Here is a 6,366-nt window from a genome sequence, read left to right as displayed (position 1 = left end):
GCGGCCGGGCTGAGCGCACCTGCCTAGCCCCCTCCTCGAGGAGCCCAACAACCCCCCAGTGACCCCTCTCCCTCGCGAGGTCCAAGGGAGTCCTCCCCTTCTTATCCCTCGCGTCGACGTCTGCCCCCTCCTCAAGGAGTAGCCTAGCAACATCCAGGTAGCCTTTATAAGCGGCCGAGTGCAGCGGCGTCCAGCCATCATTGCTCCTTGCGTTTACGTCAGCGCCACGCTCGACGAGTAGCCTAGCAACGTCTACATGGCCATAAGCGGCGGCGTCGTGCAGCGGCGTCCAGCCAGCATTGTCCCTTGCGCTGACATCTGCCCCCTCCTCAAGGAGTAGCCTAGCAACATCCAGGTGGCCGAACCTAGCGGCCGAGTGCAGCGGCGTCCAGCCATCATTGCTCCTTGCGTTGACGTCTGCGCCTCGCTCGAGGAGCTTTTTAACCTTTTTCAAGTCCCCTTTAGCCGCCGCTTGGTGGAGCTCGCTCATCGAGCTTAGCCGGGGTGAGCCTTGATAAAAGTTTTTACTTGGGGCTTCGAGCTTCAAAGACCTATAGCCGGGCTAGCGGCCTAGTGAATAATGGCTCCGTGAAGCGCTAGTTCCCCCTCGCTGGTTCTGAGGTGGGGTATCCAGATGAGGCCCAGGAAAGTCACCCTCACTTCCTTGGCTGTCGGCCTCACGGTGACCCTCTCGACGTCTAGGCAGGCCTCGAGCTCCTTGAGGGCGTCTTCGAGCTCCCGGTCCTTCCGCGCCTTCAGCTCTGCAACCTCTCCCCTCAGCCTCTCGACCTCTGCCTCCAGGGCTGAGACCTGCAGCCTCTTGCCCTCGACCTTCCTGCGGAGGCTCTCGAGCCTCGCGGCGCGCCTGACGAGGGTGGTGGGCTTGGGTAGCGAGAGCACGGTGTCGAGGCCCGCGGCCCCAAGGTCGGCCAGCAGCTTCTCGAGCTCCGCCCTCCTCCTCGCGAGCTGCTCCTCCCTCCTCTTCACCGCCGCGAGAAGCTCCTCGGCTCTCCTGGCGTAACGTTCTTCGATCTCCCTCACCCTCGCCCTCAGCCTGCTCTCGCACTTGGCCCGGATCCTCTCTAGGAAGGCTTGCTCGCTCTCGCCTGGCCTGGAGTAGGCGCTCAGCTTCCTGGCGTGCAGGAGGCTGACGGCTCCCCTCTCCCTCGCGAAGGACTTGAAGGCGGCGAGAACCCTCTCGTACGTGGCCCTCCTCGCGTACGAGCCGGGGAGGGGGGTGAAGGCGAAGCCCCTCCTCCACTCGCTGGAGGAGGCGGCCAGCAGGGGGCGCGGGTCGGGGCCATCGGCCGTGAAGGCCGGGGCGTGGGATCGAAGGGGGTCTGCGACGCCCCACACCTCGAGCGTCAGGCTCAGGGGAGGGCGGGCCCTGCTGAGCTCCACGACCGCCACGCCGGCAAGCAGGGGCTTGTAGAACGGCACCCCCCCTCCGCGGGGCTCCGACGCCGGCTCCACGAACGCCTGGGCGAAGCCCTGGTAGACTTCGGGGGGTGATGGGAGGAGCCCCTCCGCGGCTGGCTTCATCTGCGGCGCGCCGCGTGGTTGGCCGCCCGAGAGCCTAGCCACCTCGCTGAGGGTCATGGGCCCGTGCAGGTACGTCATCGCCCACCTGGTGGTGAAGACGTCTACGCTCTCGCTGAGGGCGCTCCTCACCAGGAAGGCCCTCCTCGGGAGCCTCATGACCAGGTCTTCCACGCCGGGAGGTGCGCCGGCGGCGAGCCTCAGGCCCTCGAGCACCCTCTTGACGTCGTTCTGGGTCTGGAGGCGGCCGATCAGCCAGGTGGCGGCGTTGCCGAGGACCTTGTAGTCCACGTCCACGGGGTTCTGCGTGGCGAGCACCACGCCGAGGCCGAAGGCCCGGGCCTGCTTGACGAGGAGCATGAGGAGCCTCTTGCTCGGCGGGCTGGCCGGGTGGGGCGGGACGAAGCCGTACACCTCGTCGAAGAGGAGGAGCGCCCTGAGCCTCTCAGAGCCGCCGCGGGCCTGCATCCACCCGTACAGCGCCTGCAGGAGGAGGGTCACCGCGAACATCCGCCACCTCTCGTCCAGGTGGGCCAGGTAGAACACAACCGCCCTCGGCCTCCCGTCCTCAGCCCAGAGGAGCCTGTCGAAGTCCAAGGGCACACCCGCCAGCCAGGCCTCGAAGCCCGGCGAGGCAAGCACCCTGTTCAGCTCCGCCGCGAGCCTCCTCCTCTCTCCCTCACCCATGAACTCCTCCAGCCCCATCGCCCCCACGCTCCTGAAGGGCGGGTTCAGGACGAGCGAGACCAGCTTGCCGAAGTCCAGCCTCTCGCCTCTCCCCCAGGCCCAGGCGATGATGCTCGAGAGCAGCGCGTGCCCCCTTGACTCCAGGGGTCCCCTCACCCCCGCTAGGGAGAGAAGCGCGTCGGCCACGCTCCCAGCCCTCTCAGCCACAACCCTGGGGTCGTCAGAGCCCTCAGGGGGGCTCAGAGCACCGAGGATCGAGACCGGAACCCCTGCTGTGCTGCCGGGTGTGAGGACGAGGACCTCGCTGCCCCCGAAGAGCCTCTCAGCGTCCTTTAAGCTGAGCCCAGAGTCCTCGACACCCTTCCTCCAGAGCTCCGCCACCTCCCCAGCGCGCCTCTCCCCGACCCACGGCTTGAAGCCCTCAGGCCTGTAGCCGGGGATGCGGAGCGCGAGGCTCGCCAGATCCCCCTTAGGGTCAACCGCGAGCACAGGGACTCCGGAGAGGAGGAGCTCCTCCACGAGCACCGCTGCGAGCCCCGTCTTGCCCGAGCCCGTCATGCCGAACACCGCTGCGTGAGAAGTGAGGCTATTTGAATCGAGCGTGTACCGCTCGCCCGTCGGCTTCAGCGTCTCGGAATCCAGCCTGAACCCGAGGAAAAGCCCGCGATTATCCATGATGTAGGTTAGTACGCAATGGGAATATAAATAAAATACTAATAAAAAGCTTCTGCAGAGTTGCCTACCCTATTCCTCTAGTCGAGCGCTAAGGGTGAAACGGGCCTCTTAGCACCGCTTCTTTACTGGAGAAGCTAAAGAGTTGTCTACGAGCCCCCCGAACGCTGTTGAGATACTGGATGTGAAGCAGATGCGCCGCACTAAGCCCCCAGCTAGGCATGCTGAAACAGGAAATGTATATAAAGAGGCGTTCTCAACAACCTTTTTGGTGCTGTTTGGGGCATCAAACCGCTACAGTCCTTTTAACCTTGCTCATAATCAGCTTACTGTCATTGACACAAGTCACAGGAGTAAAACTCGAACCACGGATTATTTATATTCGATCTGATGGGTCTGTTGATCCTCCCACAGCCCCAATCCTTAGGAGTGGAAACACATACACGCTTACCGACGACATCGCCGGCTTTGGAATTGTTGTTGAGAAAGACAACATCGTACTCGACGGAGCTGGACATATCCTTTCTAGAATTATTATCCTTTCTAGAACTATAAGTGGAGAGAATATCACTTGGATTTTTTTTGGAAGCCCTGATGTGGGGGTAGATTTAACCGGAAGGGTTGGTGTGACTGTAAAAAATCTAAAAATAACTGGTTTTAAATATGGAATTTTTATCGAAGGATCCTCAAATATCCTAATAATAGGAAATAATATTACTAGTAATGATAATGGAGTTACGCTTAAAAATTCTGAGAAAAATATCATCAAAGAGAATTTAATAATAAACAACCTTGTGGGTATTACCCTTTATGAATCTTTTAACAACATTATCGCCGATAATGAGGTAGCTTACAACAAGGGTGGTATCTATTATTGCGGAATTCTTCTTGAAGGTTCCCGTAACAACACCTTCTATCATAATAATTTCATCGATAATTGGCCGCAAGTTCACAGCGATTATTCAACTAACTTTTGGGACATTGGCTACCCATTAGGGGGTAACTACTGGAGCGACTACACAGGTGTTGACAATAATGGTGACGGAGTGGGCGATACTCCTTACGTTATCAATGAGCACAATTTAGATCGCTATCCGCTGATGAAACCCCTGCCGTTGAGGCTACCACCCTTACCGCCCGTGACGGTCAAAGTTGAGGGCCTGCCACCATCCTTCAGTGTGCCGGTTTACATAAACGAGAAGCTTGCGGGTAGCGTTCAAGGAGAGGGTAGCAGGGTTTTCGATGTCGATGACGCACGGGTAATCGTTAAGGTTGGGCAACCTGAGATAAAAACCAACAGCACAATCTACCGAGTCTATAATGAGTCCCTAACGGTGTATGCGGGAGACGGGGCGGTATTTCGGTACTACAAGGTGTTCTATGTGAGTGTGGTGGCTACACCCCCTCAGGCCTCTGTCGGGGTTCAGGGCTCAGGCTGGTACTTGGAGGGCTCCACGGCGAGGCTCGCCGCTAAGGAGCTTATCGAGGTGAGCGACCAAGCAAGATTGAGGTTTACTGGGTGGTCAACTGGTTCTTCTTCTCCAGAGGTCAGCTTCACAGTCACCTCTCCCCTGGTGGTGGAGGCTAGGTATGAGTGGGAGTACAGGGTTGAGGTGCGGAGCGACTTTGGGGTCGTGTTCGGCTCAGGCTGGTACCGCAGAGGCGATGAGGCGAGGGTGGGTTTGGAGGGCCTCAAGGACGGCTACTACTACGCCTCGGATGAAAAGGTTAGGTACAGGTTCCAGGGCTGGAGGGTTCTGAGGGGCAGCATCCAGCCTCCCAGCACCCCCATCCTCACGCTCAAGGTAGACGGCCCGGTAGCCCTCCAGGCAGAGTTCGGGCCACCAGAGTACTATACTGAGTCCAACTGGTTTCTCCTGGTCGTGCCGGTGCTTGTAGCGGTTCCCATCGTCGCGCTGTGGGTCAGGAACAGGAGGAGGCTTGAAAGGAAGAGGAGGCTTCTCGAGGAGTTTGACGAACTGCTAGAGGAGTGAGTGACCGGCGCGAGGAGAAGATGCTTGCTTGCATGTAGGGTCGAGTTGAGGCTTAGCCTATGCAGGGACTAGCCGTGCAATCCAGGGAAAGTGCAGGTTAAGGTACCTACCACGTGATCTCCTCCAGGTTCTGCTTCGCAAAACGACTAACCGGTGGCAGGTGGGATAACTCAAAGTCAAGCGCAAGGTGTGTTCATACACGCGAGGAGGCCATTCTGGGCGACGCCAAAGCCTTTAGCTTCAGGAAAAAACACATCGGCACCGCAGCGGCTCACAAACGTCGAGGCTGAAAGCCCGAGAGTTTTTTTCAGAAAGTGCTTACCCAGAGCAGAAAGTAAGGGGCTCCACCCACACTACCGTATACTCTTACGTGGGATCCGTAGAACCGTGGCATGTTAGCGCGCGGGACCCTAGGCGGAGCTCAGCAGTTCTACGTGCAGGAGAAACAGGTATTCTAGTATCGACATACAGTTAAAGGTTTCAGCGCCATTGTGCAGTAACGCTTAAAAACTTTCGCTGTGCTTTTGCTCTAGTGTTGCTCGGATGAGCGAGAAGTTTGATGTTTTCGACGTGGCGTGCCCCTACTGCGGTAAAACTACCTTCGGTGTCCTCCTCAAGCCCGGCACCACCCATAGGGTTATCTGCCCGGAGTGCAAGAAGGCCACTTACGTGAAGGTTCTCGAGGACCTCAGCGTGCAGGTGTTCAGGGAGGAGGAGGTCTGCCCAGACTGCCATGGGACAGGTTACGTTGAGTGCCCGAAGTGCGGAGGAGACGGATTCTTAGTGTACACATTGGACAATGGGAAAGTTTATCGAATCAGCGAGGCAGATACTGGATGGCACGGTTGGTACGTTATCGGGTGCCCGCAATGCGGAGGCTCAGGATCCTATAGAGTTTCGGAATTTAAAGAATATTTTTCCGAAGTCCTCAAAAAGCTAGAAAATGCTTTAGAAAGCATATCGAAGGGCAGTGGAAGAGTTAAGTGTAAAAGGTGTAATGGTAGAGGATTTTTGGCAGGAAATCTAACCATTTAAAGGCGTGGGAGTGTGAGGAGGCTCGGTGTCAGGCGGGATGCGCGGTTCAACCTAGTGAAGCTGAAGGAGGACTACGGGCTTCGAAAACAGAAGATGAAACTTATTAAGGAGATGGACGCTTTGCTAGCAGGCACAAGCGAGTAGGGATCCAGAGTTAGTGGTTCGGGTGCATAAAGCTGAGGGATCAAGCCTACACGAATGGTCCTGTTCTTTGCGCAGAGTCTTTTGCCTTTGAGTATAGAGAGCCAAGCGTGAGCTTCCCAGATGGTTTCTCGGGCTTTGTGTGAACTCTGCGAAAACAGCTCGAATTAGATTGTGAACGAGGGAAAAGCCAAGCCGCGTATCATCGCTCATCTAGTGAGTGTTGAGCAAAGGCAATACAACTAAGCCACTTGATATCCATTGTCTCGTGGAAGAGACTACGCGAGCAACCTGTACA

At 57.4% G+C, this 6,366-nt stretch carries 5 protein-coding genes; 3 read left to right on the top strand and 2 right to left on the bottom strand.

Going from position 1 to position 6,366, the window contains the following annotated elements:
* Both MOV14_RS09905 and MOV14_RS09900 read right to left on the bottom strand, forming a co-directional pair.
* A partial coding sequence (locus tag MOV14_RS09905; protein WP_318537171.1) for an ankyrin repeat domain-containing protein occupies window positions 1–490 on the bottom strand: 490 nt, incomplete at its 3' end.
* An 80-nt stretch (window positions 491–570) separates the two neighbouring features.
* Window positions 571–2,901 (bottom strand): ATP-binding protein, encoded by a 2,331-nt coding sequence (locus MOV14_RS09900; protein ID WP_318537170.1) that lies wholly within the window; start codon window positions 2,899–2,901, stop codon window positions 571–573.
* A 332-nt stretch (window positions 2,902–3,233) separates the two neighbouring features.
* Between MOV14_RS09900 and MOV14_RS09895 the strand changes: the two genes are divergently transcribed.
* The 3 genes from MOV14_RS09895 to MOV14_RS10000 all read left to right on the top strand — a co-directional run bounded on the left by MOV14_RS09895 (window position 3,234) and on the right by MOV14_RS10000 (window position 6,071).
* Window positions 3,234–4,892: a right-handed parallel beta-helix repeat-containing protein gene (locus tag MOV14_RS09895; RefSeq protein WP_318537169.1), complete on the top strand. Its 1,659-nt coding sequence runs from the start codon at window positions 3,234–3,236 to the stop codon at window positions 4,890–4,892.
* 543 nt (window positions 4,893–5,435) lie between these two features.
* A complete protein-coding gene (locus MOV14_RS09890; protein WP_318537168.1) occupies window positions 5,436–5,927 on the top strand; it encodes a hypothetical protein in 492 nt (163 codons plus the stop codon).
* 12 nt (window positions 5,928–5,939) lie between these two features.
* On the top strand, window positions 5,940–6,071 hold the full coding sequence (locus MOV14_RS10000) for a hypothetical protein (protein ID WP_326403744.1): 132 nt from the start codon (window positions 5,940–5,942) through the stop codon (window positions 6,069–6,071).
* Window positions 6,072–6,366 lie beyond the last annotated feature (295 nt).

This window comes from Infirmifilum sp. NZ (assembly GCF_022693705.1).
In the GTDB taxonomy this organism is placed as follows: Archaea; Thermoproteota; Thermoprotei; order Thermofilales; family Thermofilaceae; genus Thermofilum.
Note: the sequence above shows the minus strand (reverse complement) of the source record. Positions and strands in the feature narration are given on the sequence as shown.